This window comes from Streptomyces sp. SM10 (genome assembly GCF_002910915.1).
Classification (GTDB): domain Bacteria; phylum Actinomycetota; class Actinomycetes; order Streptomycetales; family Streptomycetaceae; genus Streptomyces.
Map to the genome: position 1 here is coordinate 15,033 of NZ_NEUF01000122.1, position 16,702 is coordinate 31,734.

Here is a 16,702-nt window from a genome sequence, read left to right on the forward strand (position 1 = left end):
AAGTGCCATACGGTGTAGAGCGGCACCCGCCATACACCGTACAAGTGCACCGGAACCAGGAGCCCGCATGACGGCGACCGCACCCGAGGAGAACGTCCTCACCCCCCGGAACGGGCATGCGCAGCGCTGGCTGATCCTCGGAGTGATCTGCCTCGCCCAGCTCACGGTGCTGCTCGACAACACCGTCCTGAACGTCGCGATCCCCTCCCTCACCACCGAGCTGAACGCCTCCACGGCCGATGTGCAGTGGATGATCAACGCCTACTCGTTGGTCCAGTCCGGACTGCTGCTCACCGCCGGAAGTGCCTCCGACCGCTACGGCCGCAAGAAGATGCTGGTCGCGGGCCTTCTGGTGTTCGGTGTCGGCTCGCTGGCGGCCGGACTCTCGCAGTCCTCCGGACAGCTGATCGCCGCCCGCGCGGGGATGGGCGTCGGCGGTGCGCTGCTGATCACGACGACCCTGTCCGTCGTGGTCCAGATCTTCGACGACACCGAACGCGTGAAGGCCATCGGTATCTGGTCCACCGTCAACTCCCTCGGCTTCGCGGCCGGTCCGCTGCTCGGCGGGGCCATGCTCAACCACTTCTGGTGGGGCGCGATCTTCCTGATCAACATCCCCGTGGCGGTCATCGGCCTGATCGCGGTCGTCCGGCTCGTGCCGGAGTCCAGGAACCCGAGCGGTGACCGGCCCGACCTGGTCGGGGCCCTGCTCTCGACCCTCGGCATGGCGGCCGTCGTCTACGCGATCATCTCCGGGCCGGAGCACGGCTGGGGATCCGGGCCGGTCCTGCTGACCGCCTTCGCCGGGGTGGCCGTCCTCACCGGATTCGTCCTGTGGGAGCTCCACATCCCGTACCCGATGCTGGACATGCACTTCTTCCGTGACCAGCGGTTCACGGGGGCGGTGGCCGGCGCGGTCCTGGTCGCCTTCGGGATGACCGGCTCGCTCTTCCTGCTGACCCAGCACCTGCAGTTCGTCCTCGGCTACGAACCGCTGGAGGCCGGGCTGCGCACGGCTCCGCTCGCCCTCACCGTCGTCGCGCTCAACCTCACCGGACTCGGTGCGCGGCTCGTCGGCAGGTGGGGGACGCCCGCCGTCATCGGTACCGGGATGTCGCTGCTGGCCGCGGGGCTCGCGGCGATCGCGCTGCTGGGCGGGCGTGACTACGGCGGCATGCTGCTCGGCCTGGTCGTCATGGGGGCGGGCGTCGCACTCGCCATGCCCGCCATGGCCAACGCGATCATGAGCGCCATCCCCCGGGAGAAGGCCGGCGTGGGCGCCGGAGTGAACGGCACGCTCGCCGAGTTCGGGAACGGGCTCGGGGTCGCCGTGCTCGGCGCCGTGCTCAACTCGCGGTTCGCCGCGCTCGTCCCCGGGGCCGTCGGCGCCGCCTCGCTCCCCGCGGTGCTCGCCTCGGCGGACGGCCGGGCGGAACGGGAGCGCATCACCGACGCCTTCGCCTCCGGGCTGGAGACCAGCCAACTCGTCGGGGCCGCGGCGGTCCTGGCGGGCGGACTGCTGGCCGCGGCCTTGCTGAGGAGGGCGGAGCGTACCGAAACGGACTGAGACCCCAGGTGACGGGCATAGCATCGTGACAGGGTTCGTGCCGGTACGCAGGAGTGCCACAGCAAGACGAGGAGCGTGCGCCATGGGGTCCGCGGCAGACGGTGTGAGGAGCCCTTCGCGGGTCAGTGTGTGGCTGGACCGCCGGACACCCTCGCGCACCCGCAAGGCGGATCAGCCGACCGGTCTCGACCGCGAAAGGATCACGGCGGCGAGCGTGCGGCTGCTGGACGCCGACGGCCTCGCGAAGTTCTCCATGCGGCGCCTGGCCGCCGAGCTCGACGTCACGGCGATGTCCCTCTACTGGTACGTCGACACCAAGGACGACCTGCTGGAACTCGCCCTGGACACGGCCTTCGGCGAGATTCCGGCGACGCCCGAGGACGCCGACTGGCACGACCGGCTGCGCGAACTGGCGGGCCGCTACCGCGCGATGCTGGTGCGCCACCCCTGGGTGTCGGCCCTGATCGGGCGCTTCCTGAACATCGGCCCGCACTCGATGCTGTTCTCGTACGCGGTGCAGGACGTCGTGCGCGCCACCGGGCTCCCCCTGGAGCGGCAGACGGGTGCGATGTCGGCCGTCTTCCAGTTCGTCTACGGATTCGGCACCACCGAGGGCCACTTCGTGCAGCGCACGGTGGAGGCCGGTCTCACCCAGGACGAGTACGTCGAGCGCGCGATGGGCACGATCCGCGCGGACCCGGAGCTCAGGCAGGTCATGCGGCCCTCGGAGGAGCTGATGGCCGCGCGCGGCGGGGGCACGGTGGAGGAGATGCGCGAGCGGGACTTCGCGTTCGCGCTCGACCTGCTGATCGCGGGCATCGAAGCGACCTGCGCGCGGACGGCGCACCGGTCGTAGTCCCGTCACCCGGGTGGCCCGGGGCGCCCGGACGTCAGTAGCCGCGCACGGTGTCGACGGCCAGCGCGGGCGTACGCCCGTCGGTGACCGCCTCCCAGCAGCTCGCGAAGTCGGCGACGACGTCCTCGTCGGCCGTGATGCCGGCCGAGTGGGACGTGATCACCGTGTGCGGCAGCCGCCAGGCGGGGTGGCCGGGTCCGGCGGGCTCGTCGGGCAGCACGTCGAGCACGGCCCCGCGCACGGTGCCGGCGCGCAGCGCGGCCTCCAGGGCCGGCAGGTCCACGGTCGCGCCCCGCCCCACGTTGACGAAGGTGACGCCCCGCATCGCGCGGAACCGGGTGTCGTCGAAGAACCGCTCCGTGGCGTCGGTGAGCGGCAGGGTGGAGACCACCCACCGGGCCTCCGCCAGTGCCGTGGTCTCCTCCCGCGAGCCGGCCAGGACCACCCGGTCGAAGCCCTCGGGCACCTCGCGGGGGGTGCGGCCCACTCCCACCGTGCGTACGGAACAGGCCCGCAGCAGCCCGGCGACGGCGGAGCCGATGCGCCCGGTGCCGTGGACGACGGCCGTGCGCCCGGCGACGAGTTCGGACGGGATCCGGCGCCACAGCTCCCCGGAGTGCTGGGCGGTGTGCTCCTGGACGGACTGGCACTCGGCGAGCACCCAGGCCAGCGTGTACTGGGCGATGCGCTCGCCCATCCGCCCCACGGTCCGCGTCAGCAGGGCCCCCGCGGGCCACGGCCCGGAGGCGAGCAGCGCGTCCGTGCCCGCGTTGACGCTGTGGAACCACAGGAGCCGCGGATTCCGCAGCGCTCCGGGCAGCGCGTCACCCACGTACAGGAACGGTTCGTCGGCGCACGCGGACGAGGCCGGTCGCCCGGTGATCCGTTCCAGCTCACGGACCACGGCGGGGGAGACGGACGGAGAGGTCAGCAGCCGGGCCCCCGCGAGCGGGCCCGGGTGGGGCGGTGTCATCGGTGCGCTCAGCCGCCGGCCAGGTGGGCGGGGAAGCCGCCGGTGGCGACGGGACTCCAGCGCTCGGGGGTGATCCGGATGATGGACTTCCCCTGCTTGACCATCGCCGCCCGGTACTCGTCCCAGTCCGGGTGCTCCCCGGAGATGGTGCGGAAGTACTCGACGAGGGGCTCCACCGAGTCCGGTGAGTCGATGACCTCGGCCGAGCCGTCGATCTGGACCCACGGGCCGTTCCAGTCGTCCGACAGGACGATCACGCTCACCCGCTCGTCCCGCTTGGCGTTCCGGGTCTTGGCCCGTTCGGGGTACGTCGAGACGACGATCCGCCCCGCGCCGTCGACGCCGCAGGTGAGCGGGGAGCCCTGGGGGCGGCCGTCGGACCGGGTGGTCAGCAGGATCGCCCGGTGCCTGGGGCGCACGAAGTCCAGCAGTTCCCCGAGTTCCACAGCGGTGTTGGTCGCGATGTTGGGTGCCATGCGTCCAACCCTAGGCCCCGGGGCCGTACCCCTCCCGACAGCCGGGTGGGAGGCGGCACCGGGGCCCTGTGCCCGTCCTAGCCGGGGACGGAGTCGCCCTGGACCGCCTGGATGTCGAGCTCGACCCGCAGCGTCGTGCCGATCGCGGAGATGCCGGCCTGCAGCACCTGGTTGTAGTTCATGGCGAAGTCGTCGCGGCGCAGCTCCGCCGTCGCGTGGAACGCCGCCCGCACCCCGCCCCACGGGTCGGGGCCGGTGCCCAGGTAGCTGAGGTCGAGATCGACGTCGCGGGCGATGCCGTGCATGGTGAGCACGCCGTGCACCGTCCAGCGGTCGGGGCCGGCGGGGGTCAGCGCCCGGGAGCGGTAGGTGAGCTCCGGGTACGCCTCCACGTCCAGGAAGTCCGCCGAGCGCAGGTGCTTGTCGCGCATGGCGTTGCCCGTGTCGATGCTGGTGGAGGCGATGAAGGCCTCCACCCGGGAGTGCTGGACGTCCTCGGCGATCTCGATCCGGCCGCCGAATTCGGTGAACCGGCCGTGCACGCTGGAGATCCCCAGGTGCTGCGCGACCGCGGCCACCGAGGAGTGCACCGGGTCCAGCGACCAGGTGCCGGGAGGCGGGAGTTCCACGCCTCCCTGCCGGGCCAGCACGACGGTCCCGGCCTCGACCCGCCCGCTGGCCGTGACGAGCGCGGTGGACGCGGCGGGGGCGTACCCCACCGCCGTGACGATCACCGTGTACGCGCCGGCCTGCAGGAGGTCGTCGGTGCGGACGGCCCCGTTCTCGTCGGCGGCGGCCCGGAGCACCTGCGTGCCCGTCATGTCGGTCACCGTCACGACCGCGTGCTGGACGGCCCAGCCGTCCCGCGTGCGTACCTGTGCGCGAAGTCCCATCCCGTGTTCTCTCCTTGCTCAAATCACTCGTGAAGCAGCGACTCAATGAGTCGGGCCCCGGGCGGGATCGGCAGGCCGTCCCCTGCCTGCCGTTCCCGCCACGGGGCCCATTTCCGCCGGCGACACAGCCTCTCCGCTCGAAGCGCTGTTCCGCCAGGGGTCTATGTGGATCTTCCGGTGTACCTACTCGCCCGGGTGGGCGAGTTCGATGTCGTGACCGTCGACACCGGCGCCGCTCACGGTCAGCGAGCCGGCCACCGGCGGGTAGCCGGTCGCGATCACCGAGTACTCACCGGCGTCCAGGTCGGTGAAGGCGTAGACGCCGTCCTCCCCGGTCGTCGACGTGGCGACCACGTTGCCCGCCGCGTCGATCAGCGTGACCCGGGCGTCGTTCAGCGGTGCCCGGCCGGAGCCGGCCCTGACGACACCACGCACCAGCGCACCGGAGCGCAGGGCCACGTCGACCCGGGTGACACCCTGGCCGCCGACCTCCACCGGCAGGGCCAGCGGACGGAAGCCCGCGGCCGTGATTGCGACGGTCACCGAACCGGGGATCAGCTCACCGAAGGTGAACTCGCCCGCGTCGCCCGAGACACCCGTGGCGAGCACGTCGCCACGCACATCGGTCACGACGACCATGGCGCCCTGGACCGGGGTGCCGCCCTCGGAGGTCCGCACGGTCCCGGAGAGACCGCTCGTGCCGGCGAGGAGGATGTCGAAGGCCAGCGGCTCGTCGCCGACGACCACCGTGGACGCCTGCGGCTGGAAGCCGTCGGCGGACGCGATCAGGACGTAGCTGCCGGAGCCCGGCGCGTCCAGGACGTAACCGCCGTCGACCTGGGCGACGGAGCGCCCCAGCTGCCGGCCGCCCAGGGAGATCAGCGTGACCGCGGCGCGGCCGACCGGTGCGCCCTCGGCGCCCCGGACCACACCGTGTACGGGCGTCCCCTGCACGACCGGCTCCTTCGTGGCAACCGCCTGCGCCAGGGTGTCGACCGAGGTGGCCGCGGCCGTGCCCTCGGCGGCCTGTGCGGTGCCGGTGGTGGCCTCGACGTGCTCCGTCACGGCTGCGGCCTCGGGGGAGGCGCTGTCATTGCCCGCCCTGGTCTTCAGCGCGACCTCCTTGATGAAGAGGGTCAGGACGAAGGCGAGCAGCGCGGCGGGCGCGGCGAAGAGGAAGACGTCGGCGACACCGTGGCCGTAGGCGACCTCCATGACCGTGCGCAGCGGTGCGGGGAGTGCGTCCAGGTCGGGGATGCCTCCGCCACCGGTTCCGCCGTGGCCGTACGCGGCACCCGCGGGGCCGAGGTCGGCGATGCCGTCCTTGACGTAGTGGGTGACGCGGTTGCCCAGGACGGCGCCCAGTGCCGAGACGCCGATCGCGCCACCGAGGGAACGGAAGAACGTCACGACGGAGCTGGCCGAGCCGAGGTCGGAGGGGGCCACCTGGTTCTGCGTGGCGAGCACCAGGTTCTGCATCATCATGCCGATGCCGAGACCCATGACGAACATGAAGATCGCGATGTGCCAGTACGTGGTGTCGTACCGGATGGTGCCCAGCATGCCGAGGCCCGCGGTGAGCAGGAAGCCACCGGAGACGAGCCAGGCCTTCCAGCGGCCCGTCTTGGTGATGACCTGACCCGAGATGGTCGAGGAGAGGAAGAGTCCGGCGATCATCGGGATGGTCATGACGCCGGACATCGTCGGCGACTTGCCCCGCGCCAGCTGGAAGTACTGGCTGAAGAAGACGGTGCCCGCGAACATTCCGATACCGACGAACAGCGAGGCCAGCGAGGCCAGCGTGATGGTGCGGTTACGGAAGAGGCGCAGCGGGATGATCGGCTCGCGGGCCTTCGTCTCGACGAAGAGGAACAGCGCGGCCAGGACGACCGTGCCGGCGAGCATCGTCCAGGTCTGCCAGGAGATCCAGTCGTACTTGTCACCGGCGAAGGTGACCCAGAGCAGCAGCAGCGAGACCGCGGCGCTGATGAGGAACGCGCCGGACCAGTCGACCTTGACGCCCTCGCGCTTGACCACGGGGAGCTTCAGGGTCTTCTGGAGCACGATCAGGGCGATGATCGCGAACGGCACACCCACGTAGAAGCACCAGCGCCAGCCCATCCAGCTGGTGTCGGTGATGACACCGCCGAGGAGCGGGCCGCCGACGGTCGCGACGGCGAAGACCGCGCCGAGGTAGCCGCTGTAGCGACCGCGCTCGCGCGGGGCGATCATCGCGGCCATCACGATCTGGGCGAGGGCGGACAGACCGCCGACGCCGATGCCCTGCACCACACGGCAGGCGATGAGCATGCCGCTGCTGGTCGACAGACCGGCGACTATGGAGCCGCCGACGTAGATGATCAGCGCGATCTGGACCAGCAGCTTCTTGCTGAACAGGTCCGCGAGCTTGCCCCACAGCGGGGTGGTGGCGGTCATGGCCAGCAGCGAGGCCGTCACGACCCAGGTGTAGGCGCTCTGTCCGCCACCGAGGTCGGAGATGATCTCGGGCAGGGCGTTGGAGACGACCGTCGACGACAGGATCGCGACGAACATGCCGAGCAGCAGCCCGGCGAGGGCCTCCATGATCTGCCGGTGTGTCATCGGCGTGCCTGCGGGGGCTTCTGCAGCCCCGTGCTTGGCGTGGCCGCCCCGCACACCGGGTGGTGTGGTCGTAGCCATTTGGTTCCTTCTCTTTGCTTCTGTTACACGGGTGTACGGGTGTACGAATCGTCGGCGTGCCCGGCGCGGCAGTCGCCGCTGTGCCGTCCGGGGGCGCACCCCCCGGGGACGCGGCAGGAGAAGCTGTCGCGCAGCCGGGACAACAACGAGTTGAGCTGACCGACTTCTTCGTCGGACCAGTCGTCGAGATTGTGGGCGAACATTTCGGTGGTCCGCCGGCTCAGTTCGTCGATCATCTCGGCGCCGGCGGGGGTCAGCCGCAGGATGCGGGACCGCTTGTCCGCCGGGTCCAAGGACCGTTCGATCCAGCCGTTCTCCACCGCGTGGGTCACGTGTCGGCTGGTCACCGACATGTTCACGGCCAGGAGCTCGGCAAGGCGGGATATCCGCATCTCGCCGTACTTGCCCAGCAGCGTCAGCACGGTGGCCGAGCCACCGGGACACTCGGCGGGCAGGATGCGGGCGAGGCCACGCTTGACGGCTCCGACGGCGCTGAGCTGCCGGGCCAGTTCTTCGTACTGACTCCGTGCCGCCACTGACCCTCCAGACGTCTCGCGAGGTCATCTTGTTGCTTAGGGCAACGATATAAGCGGTTGGTTGCTGCAGGCAAATGAAATGGACCTTGTAGGAGTAAAGGAACGCAAAAGCCTGCGTAGGGGCGGGGTCAAGCGCGCAGCGCACAGGGGGTGGGCCGTGCCGGATGTGTTCCTGGACACAGGCGTGACCTGCGGTGGTGGCTCGTGGAGGCGGTGCGGAGCGCTCCCGCGTGCGGGTGAAGAGGCCGTGTGCGCCGGGAGAGGGCATCGGCCGCCGCCGACCCGGGGGTTGGGCGGAAGGCCTGCGTTCGCTAGGGTCCTGGGCCATGGCACACAACCCCCACGCCCCGCAGCCGGGCCCCGAGGGCACTCACGACCCGGCGGGCAGCACGCAGATGTTCCGCGCGTTTGTCGACGAGGGCGAGCCCCAGCGCCGGCAGCAGCCCGCTCCGGCCCCGTCCGGCTCGAAGACCGGGGTGATCGTGGCCGTCGTCGCGGTCATCGTCGTCCTCGGCGCGGTCGCCTGGCTCGCGCTCGGCTGACCGTCCCCTTCACGGCGGGTCCGTCGCTCCTCCGCGGGAGCTCAGGGCCTGCCCGGCGCCCACGTGCGTGTGTGCGCCGCCCTTCCGTACCGCTCCCGCTCCGCCCGTCGGCGCGGGAGCGTCTGCGTTGTCCCGGCGATCGCCGCACGTACCGGTGGCGGCCCCGGACACGGCGAAGCCGCCGGGGCGGCGGTCATGGCGCCCCGGCGGCTTCGTGAGCCGTGCCGTACGTACGGACCCGTCAGGGGGTCAGTCGGCGATGAGCCCCTCCCTGAGCTGGGTGAGCGTCCGGGTCAGCAGCCGCGAGACGTGCATCTGCGAGATGCCGACCTCCTCGCCGATCTGCGACTGGGTCATGTTGGCGAAGAAGCGCAGCATGATGATCTGCCGCTCGCGCGGGGCGAGCTTGGCCAGCAGCGGCTTCAGGGACTCGCGGTACTCGACGCCTTCCAGCGCCGCGTCCTCGTACCCCAGGCGGTCCGCCAGTGAGCCCTCGCCGCCGTCGTCCTCGGGTGAGGGGGAGTCCAGCGAGGAGGCCGTGTAGGCGTTGCCCACGGCCAGCCCGTCGACCACGTCCTCCTCGGAGACCCCGAGCGCCTTGGCCAGCTCCGGCACCGTCGGCGAGCGGTCGAGCTTCTGGGCGAGCTCGTCGCTGGTCTTGGTGAGGGCGAGCCGCAGCTCCTGGAGCCGGCGCGGCACCCGCACCGACCACGAGGTGTCGCGGAAGAAGCGCTTGATCTCCCCCACGACGGTCGGCATCGCGAACGTGGGGAATTCCACGCCCCGTTCGCAGTCGAAGCGGTCGATGGCCTTGATCAGGCCGATCGTCCCGACCTGGACGATGTCCTCCATGGGTTCGTTGCGGCTCCGGAACCGTGCCGCCGCGTACCGCACGAGCGGGAGGTTGAGCTCGATGAGTGTGTCCCGCACATAGGCCCGCTCGGGGCTGTCCGTTCCGTCGGGGCCCGAAGCGGGACCCAGCGCGGCGAGCCGCAGGAACAGGGAGCGGGACAGGGTGCGGGTGTCGATGGCTTCCGGCGAGCTGGTGAGCACGGCAGGTGCCGGCACGCTCTTCGTGAGCGTGAGCACCTTCGAGCTGCCCTGTTCTGTGGACATGCCACCCCCTTGAGGTCGCGGACGGTCGCGGTGGCCACGACCATCGGAGGAACGCAGCCTCCACCTGAATACCGGAGGTAGGGCTGCGGCAAACGCGGTTCCAGCAGAATGTCACATGTCGGCAACACGCTGTAGTGACATGTCGACAAGTCAGCGCCGAAACTGCGCAGGAAACAGGGGGTGTACGGCTTTTGCGCCCCCGGATCCGGCCCTCCGGGGGTCTACCCGTTCTGGTTACGCCTCGATCCTGTTTGCGGACCGCAGTCGGGCGAAACTTCTGGCCAGAAGCCTTGACACATGCATCTGGGAGACGCCCAGTTCGGCGCTGATCTGCGACTGCGTCAGGTTGTTGTAGTAGCGCAGCAGCAGGATCCGCTGCTCGCGCTCGGGCAGCTGGACGAGCAGGTGCCGTACCAGGTCCCGGTGTTCGACCCCGGCCAGTGCCGGGTCCTCGTAGCCGAGCCGGTCCAGGAGTCCGGGCAGTCCGTCGCCCTCCTGGGCCGCCTCCAGCGAGGTCGCGTGGTAGGAGCGGCCCGCCTCGATGCAGGCGAGGACCTCGTCCTCGGAGATCTTCAGGCGCTCCGCGATCTCGGCGGTGGTCGGTGAGCGGCCGTGAGCGGTCGTCAGGTCCTCCGTCGCGCCGGTGACCTGGACCCAGAGTTCGTGCAGCCGCCGCGGCACGTGCACCGTCCGCACGTTGTCCCGGAAGTAGCGCTTGATCTCGCCGACCACGGTGGGCATGGCGAAGGTGGGGAACTGGACGCCGCGTTCCGGGTCGAAGCGGTCGATGGCGTTGATCAGGCCGATCGTGCCGACCTGGACGACGTCCTCCATCGGCTCGTTGCGGCTGCGGAAGCGGGCCGCCGCGTACCGCACGAGCGGCAGGTTCGCCTCGATCAGCGCGGTGCGCACCCTGTGGTGCTCGGCCGTGCCGGGTTCGAGGTCCTTGAGCCGTCCGAAGAGCACCTGGGTCAGGGCTCTGGTGTCCGCGCCCCGGGTTCTGGCGGGCGTGGTCGGATCGGGGGTCTCGGTCTGGATGTCGTCCGTCTGGACGCTCTGGGGCGGGACTTGAGGCGCTGTACTGGCCGGCACGGTGTCGCCACCCCTTTGCGGTCAACTACGGTCAACTCATCCGTCAAAAGCGGTCATAGCATCACAAGACATGTCCACTGTGCGCAAGCACCGCATAGAGTCGTGTTGAGGGTGTTTTGGTTTAAACATGACGAAAAGCCCCTCTCCTGTGGGGGAGGGGCCTGCGGGACCGGGTGCTCGAAAGGGTCAGAAGGGGTAGTCGGCGATCACCCAAGTGGCGAACTCGTGCCACTGGCCGGCGGCGGCCTGGTGCTCGGGGTGCTCGACGTACCGCCGGAGCGCGTCCTCGTCGGCGACCGCCGAGTTGATGGCGAAGTCGTAGGCGATCGGCCGGTCGGTGATGTTCCAGGCGCACTCCCAGAACTCCAGCTCCGGGATCCTCCCACCGAGGTCCCGGAAGGCCCGGGCGCCGGCGACGACCCGCGGATCGTCCCGCTCGACGCCGTCGTTCAGCTTGAACAGGACCAGGTGGCGGATCATGGGGGTTCTCCTACTTCACGAGCTCGGACATGAAGTCTCCGACGCCCTGCGCGGCGCTCGAAATACCTTCGAACCCTACTTGGACGAGTTCGGCGGACCGCTCGGGCGAGGTGATGATCGTGTACAGCACGAAGACCACCAGCATGTAGAGCGCGATCTTCCTCGCTTGCGCCACGGTCGGCCCCGCCTCTCCCCTTCGATCACCTGTGCAGTCGCGTGATTCTAGCCGCACGTATGGCCGTATCCGCGGGCCGTTTCCGATCACTCACGCGGCCTTCAGGGTCGAAGGACCCTTCGATTCGGGCCCTTTGTCGGTCGCTGCGGCTTACGTCGAGGGGGAGGATGGGAAGCGAGCCCGCCGCGCCCTCAGGAACGCGCGGGCCGAGGAACGGGACCTCCACGAGGTCCCCACCGCGTGACTCCCCCCGACCGCGGCGAGGACCTACGGTCCCCGTTCTCACCGGGGGAAGCGGCTTGTCCCCCCGATGCCGCTTCCCCCGACCTGACGTCCGAAGGGCCCGGCGCATCGCGCCGGGCCCTTCGTGTCGTCGCGTACTCCCGCGGGTCAGTCCTTGCCGAGACCGACCGTGCCGGGGGCGGCGTCGCGGACGCCGGCGTCCGAGCCGTCCCGGGGTGCCGGGACGGTGACCGCCGTGACCACGGCGGCGTCCTCGGCGGCGAGGCGCTCCATGCCGCTCGTCGTCTTGAGGGGCTTCTCCTTGATGAAGAGCACCGCGAGCAGACCGAGGAAGGCGAACGGGGTGGCGGTGAGGAAGAGGTCGCCGGTCGCGACGCCGTACGCGTGCTCGACGATGTTCCTCATCGGCTCGGGCAGGGTCGTCATGTCGGGGACGGCGCTGCTGTGGCCGCCGCCCGTCACGGGGATCCCGTTCTCCGCGAACCCCTTGCTCATCTCGCTCGCCACCCGGTTGGCGAGGATCGCGCCGAGCACGCTGGTGCCGATCGTGCCGCCGAGGCTGCGGAAGAAGGACAGCACGGAGGTCGCGGCGCCCAGCTCGTGTGCGGGCACGTCGTTCTGCGCGGCGAGCACGAGGTTCTGCATCAGCATGCCGACGCCGATCCCCATGAAGGCCATGTACACGCTGAGCAGGCCGAAGTGCGTGTCGGCGTCGATGGTCGAGAGCAGGCCGAGGCCCGCCGTCATCACCACGGCGCCCGCGACGAGGTAGATCTTCCACTTGCCGGTGGCGGAGATGATCTGCCCGGCGACGGTCGAGGAGACCAGCAGACCGCCGATCAGCGGGAGGCTCATGAGCCCCGCGACGGTCGGGGACTTGCCCAGCGAGATCTGGAAGTACTGGGACAGGAACACGGTCCCGGCGAACATCGCGATACCCACGAAGAAGCTCGCCAGGGTCGTGAGCGACACCGTGCGGTTGCGGAAGATGCCCAGCGGGATGATCGGCTCGGCGGCCCTGGACTCGACGAAGACCGCCGCGGCCAGCAGCACGACACCCAGGGTCACCAGCACGGCCGTCTGCCAGGAGGCCCAGTCGAAGCTGTTGCCCGCGAGGGACGTCCAGATCAGCAGCGAGCAGACGCCGGCCACGATCAGGAAGGCACCGGTCCAGTCGATCCTGACCTGGCGGCGGACCGTCGGGAGCTTCAGGGTGCGCTGGAGCAGCACGATCCCGGCCAGCGCGAACGGCACGCCGATGAAGAAGCACCAGCGCCAGCCGAGCCACGAGGTGTCCACGAGGACACCGCCGATGAGCGGCCCCGCGACCGTGCCCACGGCGAAGACCGCGCCGAAGATGCCCGCGTACTTGCCGAGCCGGCGCGGCGGGATGATGGCGGCCATCACGATCTGGGCCAGCGCCGTGAGACCACCGGCACCGATGCCCTGGATGACCCGGCTGATGATCAGGGTGACGACGTCCTGGGAGAAGCCGGCCACCAGGGAGCCGACCACGAACAGGCCGAGCGACAGCTGGAGCAGCAGCTTCTGGTTGAACAGGTCGGCGAGCTTGCCCCAGAGCGGCACGGTGGCCGTCATGGCGAGCAGCTCGGAGGTCACGACCCAGGTGTACGAGGACTGGCTCGCGCCGAGGTCGGCGATGATGCGCGGCAGGGCGTTGGCGACGACCGTGCCCGCGAGGATGGCGACGAACATGCCCGCCATCAGGCCGGACATCGCCTGGAGTATCTGACGGTTGGACATGGGGGCGGGCGACTGTCCGGGCGCCTCGGTTGCGGTCACGGTGTCCCTCTTGGGTGCAGGAGCAGAACAGGGTTCGGTGGTGTGCGGAGCGGTGGGCCGGACTACTCGGCAGGCCGGGGGAGTCCTCGGGCCAGTTGGGCGAAGACCTCCTGGAAGGCGTCCGCGAGTGCGGTCTCGCCGGAGCGTTCGCACCAGTGCTCCAGGGCGACCCGCAGGGCTGTCTGGGTGACGGCGGCGAGGAGCCGTGCGAAGAGTGCGGTGCCGGGCGCCCCTTCGCTCTCAGGGCGCGTGCTGTGAAGCCAGTCGGTGAGGGCGGCGGCCAGAGCCCGCTCGTCCGCCACGTGTGCCTGGAGACCGCGGTGGATGAGGTGCGGCGAGCGCTGAAGCACCTTGGACTGGAGGGCCCACAGCTCCTGGCGGCTCTCGAACCCGTCGAGCTCGCTGACGAGGGCGTCGCGCACGACGTCGAGCGGCGGCCGGTCGGCGGGCGCAGCGCGCACCGACTCCCTGATCCTCTCGCCCACCTCGTCGTCGACCAGGACGAAGGCGTCGTCATGGCTGGGGAAGTAGTTGAAGAACGTCCTCGGTGAGACGCCGGCGGCCTCGCTGATGGCTTCGACGGTGACGTTCTCGACCCCGTGCTCGGCGGCGAGCCGGACGGCAGCCTCCGCGATCGCCCGGCGGGTCGCCTGCTTCTTGCGCTCCCGGAGCCCGGGTGCGGATGTCGTCGTCCTCGGCACAATGTGCATGGTAGGCAAAGATGCACATCCTGCAAAATTATTTGCGCGGTGCGGCAGCCGCCCGAGGGCGGTGCGGCAACCGCTGCGGAGCGGACCCTTCACCCGCCCGGGCTCCCCTCGCCCCCGGACGGGAGGCTGTCCCGCCCCGGACCGACCGCCACCTCCCGTCCGGCCTCCGGGCCCGGTCCGCCGATGTGAACACCTCGTATTCACTACGGACGGTGATGTTCGCTCCGGGGTATCCGTTGCGTGATGTCCGCCTGTGCCCCCATATGGTGAGTGCGCCGTCGCCCAGGGTAATGCCGTGGTGTGCGCCGCGTCGTTCGGGCACCCGGCGCCTGCCGGACGCCCTTCATCCATTCGGAAGGAATGACTGTGAGTACTCACTTCGGCGTCACCCGGAGGAAGGCCCTCGTGGTCGCGGCACTGGCCGCGATCGTCGCCTCGACGGTCTCCGGATCGGCGTCCGCCGTGACGGACGGGGACGAAGGCGGCCACGAGCGCCGCGGGGACCACTGGGGCGTGATCGCCCGCAACACGATCGGCTCCCCCGTGGCCGACCTGCGGAACGGCCCGTTCGGTTCCTTCGGTGTCACGGGCCCCGCCGCCAGGCCGCCCTACGGACGGGGCAGCCTCGGCATCTCGGTGGCGGACGACTCCACCACGCTGAGCCCTCCCAGCGAGAAGGTCGACTTCGGGAACGAGGTCGACTTCTACGGCGACCCGGTGCAGGGCCTCCGGCGCGTCGGGTTCCACGTCTTCCAGACCGGGGAGAACGTGACCTACGGCGGCCCCGAGAACATGCCGAACATCAGGTTCGAGATCGACCCCAACCTGACGGCTCTGCCTGCCGACAACTACTCCACGCTGGTGTGGGTCCCGGACGCCTCCCCGGTGACGAACCGGTGGAGCGGCTTCATCGACGCCACCTCCACCGGCTACTGGTACCTCACGGGCAACGAGCTCCCCGCCTGCAACCAGGCCGCCGAGTGCTCCCTGGACGAGGTGAAGGACGCGCTCGACGACGGAGGTGAGGGCGCGACCGTTCTCACGGCCGCGGTGGGCAAGGGCCGCGACCACATGTGGATCGGCGCGGTCGACGGCCTCCGCATCAACCAGGACGTCTACGACTTCGAGGCCGACGGCGTCCGGACGACGCGTCGGGCCGGCTGACCCGGGGGCCGCGCGGAACGCAGTGAAGGGACCGACCCCCGAGAGGGTCGGTCCCTTCATTCACAGCGGTAGCGGTGGGATTTGAACCCACGGTGACGGGTTACGCCACACTCGCTTTCGAGGCGAGCTCCTTCGGCCGCTCGGACACGCTACCGAGAGAGAGCTTAGACCATGCCGGGCCCTGGCCCGAAATCCGATTCCCGGAGCCGGGCCGGTGCGCCCTCCGGGAGGCCTCAGCGCTCCCGGAAGAACGCGGTCAGCAGGTCCGCGCAGGCGTCCTCCAGGACGCCGTGGATCACCTCGGGGCGGTGGTTGAGCCTGCGGTCGCGTACGACGTCCCAGAGCGAACCCGCCGCGCCGGCCTTCTCGTCGCGGGCCCCGTAGACCACCCGGCCGATCCGGGACTGGACGAGCGCGCCCGCGCACATCGTGCAGGGCTCCAGGGTGACCACCAGCGTGCAGCCGGTCAGCCGCCAGGAGCCGAGCGCCGAGGCGGCGCGGCGCAGTGCCAGCACCTCGGCGTGGGCCGTCGGGTCGGCGGTGGCCTCGCGCTCGTTGTGGCCGGTGGCCAGCAGGGCGCCGTCAGGGCCCAGGACAACGGCGCCGACCGGCACATCGCCGGCCGACGCCGCCTGCGCGGCCTCGTCCAGGGCTTGGCGCATGGATGCCTGCCACGGGTCCCGTACGGGATCGGCGGGAGGCGGTGAGGAGGGGGTGGAGGGCGGTGCGGTCACCCGCGGACCCTAACGGACGGCCTCCAGGACCTCGGCCGCTCCCAGCGCGTCCGCGATCTCCGCCAGTGCGTCCGTACGCAGGGTCAGCAGATCCTTCTCGGACAGCCCGAGGTCCGCGAGGACCCCGAGGTCGCCGAGCGGCCCCGCCGGTACGGCGTCGGGGTCGTCATCCAGGTCGGGTTCGGTGACAGCGGGGCCGGCCCGGCCGTCGCCGCTGTCCTGGGCTTCGTCCGGCTCGCCGTCCTCCGTACCGTCGAGGTCGACGAGCTCCTCGAGTGCGGCGATCTCGTCCTCGGCCCCCGGTTCGCGGCCGAGCAGTTCATCGGTGAGCAGGATCTCCCCGTACGAGGAGCGGGCGGCGGCGGACGCGTCCGAGATGTAGATACGGGGGTCCTCCTCACCGTCCACCCGGACGACGCCGAACCAGGCGTCCTCCTGCTCGATGTAGACCAGGACCGTGTCCTCGTCCACCGAGGCCTCACGGGCCAGATCCGTCAGGTCGGACAGGGTTTCCACATCGTCGAGCTCTGTATCGCTCGCTTCCCACCCGTCTTCGGTGCGCGCGAGCAGTGCGGCGAAGTACACCGTGACTCTCCCACTGGTCATAGGTGAATCGGTCCGACGGGAGGGCAGACGGTCATCCGGCTGCTCTGGGCCCCGCCC

At 70.5% G+C, this 16,702-nt stretch carries 17 protein-coding genes and 1 tRNA gene; 4 read left to right on the forward strand and 14 right to left on the reverse strand.

Going from position 1 to position 16,702, the window contains the following annotated elements; translation table 11 throughout:
* Window positions 1–67 precede the first annotated feature (67 nt).
* The gene (locus B9S57_RS19345; protein ID WP_103516818.1) at window positions 68–1,567 is read left to right on the forward strand and encodes an MFS transporter; all 1,500 of its coding nucleotides are present in this window, start codon (window positions 68–70) and stop codon (window positions 1,565–1,567) included.
* 82 nt (window positions 1,568–1,649) lie between these two features.
* Window positions 1,650–2,423 (forward strand): TetR/AcrR family transcriptional regulator, encoded by a 774-nt coding sequence (locus B9S57_RS19350; protein WP_103516819.1) that lies wholly within the window; start codon window positions 1,650–1,652, stop codon window positions 2,421–2,423.
* A 34-nt stretch (window positions 2,424–2,457) separates the two neighbouring features.
* On the opposite strand, the gene B9S57_RS19355 is transcribed toward B9S57_RS19350, so the two are convergent.
* The 5 genes from B9S57_RS19355 to B9S57_RS19375 all read right to left on the reverse strand — a co-directional run bounded on the left by B9S57_RS19355 (window position 2,458) and on the right by B9S57_RS19375 (window position 7,980).
* Window positions 2,458–3,396 (reverse strand): D-2-hydroxyacid dehydrogenase, encoded by a 939-nt coding sequence (locus tag B9S57_RS19355; RefSeq protein ID WP_103516820.1) that lies wholly within the window; start codon window positions 3,394–3,396, stop codon window positions 2,458–2,460.
* An 8-nt stretch (window positions 3,397–3,404) separates the two neighbouring features.
* On the reverse strand, window positions 3,405–3,872 hold the full coding sequence (locus tag B9S57_RS19360) for a PPOX class F420-dependent oxidoreductase (RefSeq protein WP_103516821.1): 468 nt from the start codon (window positions 3,870–3,872) through the stop codon (window positions 3,405–3,407).
* A gap of 77 nt (window positions 3,873–3,949) precedes the next feature.
* Window positions 3,950–4,765: a YceI family protein gene (locus B9S57_RS19365; protein ID WP_103516822.1), complete on the reverse strand. Its 816-nt coding sequence runs from the start codon at window positions 4,763–4,765 to the stop codon at window positions 3,950–3,952.
* Between the two features lie 183 nt (window positions 4,766–4,948).
* Window positions 4,949–7,444, reverse strand: a complete 2,496-nt coding sequence (locus B9S57_RS19370; protein ID WP_103516823.1) for an MFS transporter — start codon at window positions 7,442–7,444, stop codon at window positions 4,949–4,951.
* A gap of 23 nt (window positions 7,445–7,467) precedes the next feature.
* Window positions 7,468–7,980 (reverse strand): MarR family winged helix-turn-helix transcriptional regulator, encoded by a 513-nt coding sequence (locus tag B9S57_RS19375; RefSeq protein WP_103516824.1) that lies wholly within the window; start codon window positions 7,978–7,980, stop codon window positions 7,468–7,470.
* A 326-nt stretch (window positions 7,981–8,306) separates the two neighbouring features.
* Between B9S57_RS19375 and B9S57_RS19380 the strand changes: the two genes are divergently transcribed.
* Entirely contained in the window at window positions 8,307–8,522 is a 216-nt protein-coding gene (locus B9S57_RS19380) for a hypothetical protein (RefSeq protein WP_103516825.1), read from the forward strand.
* Window positions 8,523–8,771: 249 nt separating this feature from the next.
* On the opposite strand, the gene B9S57_RS19385 is transcribed toward B9S57_RS19380, so the two are convergent.
* The 6 genes from B9S57_RS19385 to B9S57_RS19405 form a co-directional block, all read right to left on the reverse strand.
* Entirely contained in the window at window positions 8,772–9,638 is an 867-nt protein-coding gene (locus B9S57_RS19385) for an RNA polymerase sigma factor SigF (protein WP_014155104.1), read from the reverse strand.
* 234 nt (window positions 9,639–9,872) lie between these two features.
* A complete protein-coding gene (locus tag B9S57_RS19390; protein WP_103516826.1) occupies window positions 9,873–10,730 on the reverse strand; it encodes an RNA polymerase sigma factor SigF in 858 nt (285 codons plus the stop codon).
* 186 nt (window positions 10,731–10,916) lie between these two features.
* Window positions 10,917–11,210, reverse strand: a complete 294-nt coding sequence (locus B9S57_RS19395; RefSeq protein WP_103516827.1) for a Dabb family protein — start codon at window positions 11,208–11,210, stop codon at window positions 10,917–10,919.
* A gap of 10 nt (window positions 11,211–11,220) precedes the next feature.
* The gene (locus tag B9S57_RS34530; protein WP_181011406.1) at window positions 11,221–11,385 is read right to left on the reverse strand and encodes a hypothetical protein; all 165 of its coding nucleotides are present in this window, start codon (window positions 11,383–11,385) and stop codon (window positions 11,221–11,223) included.
* A gap of 390 nt (window positions 11,386–11,775) precedes the next feature.
* Window positions 11,776–13,392: an MDR family MFS transporter gene (locus tag B9S57_RS19400; RefSeq protein WP_258036461.1), complete on the reverse strand. Its 1,617-nt coding sequence runs from the start codon at window positions 13,390–13,392 to the stop codon at window positions 11,776–11,778.
* A 101-nt stretch (window positions 13,393–13,493) separates the two neighbouring features.
* Window positions 13,494–14,141 (reverse strand): TetR family transcriptional regulator, encoded by a 648-nt coding sequence (locus tag B9S57_RS19405; RefSeq protein ID WP_103516829.1) that lies wholly within the window; start codon window positions 14,139–14,141, stop codon window positions 13,494–13,496.
* Window positions 14,142–14,507: 366 nt separating this feature from the next.
* On the opposite strand from B9S57_RS19405, the gene B9S57_RS19410 reads away from it, so the two are divergent.
* A complete protein-coding gene (locus B9S57_RS19410) occupies window positions 14,508–15,305 on the forward strand; it encodes a hypothetical protein (protein WP_258036458.1) in 798 nt (265 codons plus the stop codon).
* A gap of 66 nt (window positions 15,306–15,371) precedes the next feature.
* Here the strand turns inward: B9S57_RS19410 and B9S57_RS19415 are convergent.
* The 3 genes from B9S57_RS19415 to B9S57_RS19425 all read right to left on the reverse strand — a co-directional run bounded on the left by B9S57_RS19415 (window position 15,372) and on the right by B9S57_RS19425 (window position 16,624).
* Window positions 15,372–15,459, reverse strand: a tRNA-Ser gene (locus tag B9S57_RS19415).
* 79 nt (window positions 15,460–15,538) lie between these two features.
* The gene (tadA, locus tag B9S57_RS19420) at window positions 15,539–15,967 is read right to left on the reverse strand and encodes a tRNA adenosine(34) deaminase TadA (protein ID WP_103516831.1); all 429 of its coding nucleotides are present in this window, start codon (window positions 15,965–15,967) and stop codon (window positions 15,539–15,541) included.
* A gap of 81 nt (window positions 15,968–16,048) precedes the next feature.
* A complete protein-coding gene (locus B9S57_RS19425; RefSeq protein WP_103516832.1) occupies window positions 16,049–16,624 on the reverse strand; it encodes a hypothetical protein in 576 nt (191 codons plus the stop codon).
* Window positions 16,625–16,702: the final 78 nt, after the last annotated feature.